General features: G+C 67.6%; 1 pseudogene. It reads right to left on the reverse strand.

Annotated features, from left to right (window positions below):
* Positions 1-93: 93 nt before the first annotated feature.
* Positions 94-287, reverse strand: a pseudogene (locus NE591_RS15640) (XRE family transcriptional regulator); the annotation flags it as partial.

Raw genomic sequence — 287 nt, forward strand, 5'->3', positions numbered from 1 at the left:
GGCCTCCAGGGAAGGCGCCGAGCCCTCGGCCCAGCCGCCCCAGGCCATGAGCAGCGCCACTCCAGCGAGAATGGCGAACACGCCCCAGGCGATCTACCACGCAAAGGTGCGCATGTGCTCGTCGTAGCCGCACACATCTTGAGGCGGCCCACCGGCGGCCTCGCGCAAGATGGCGGCACGCGCTTGCAGAGCGGGGGTGGGCGCGCTGGTCGTCAGATCGCCCTGCACAAGGTCGACCAACGTCACGTCGAAGATCTGGCACAGCTTCAGCAGCTTGTCCATTTCGG

The organism is Adlercreutzia sp. DFI.6.23, assembly GCF_024462535.1.
In the GTDB taxonomy this organism is placed as follows: Bacteria; Actinomycetota; Coriobacteriia; order Coriobacteriales; family Eggerthellaceae; genus Adlercreutzia; species Adlercreutzia rubneri.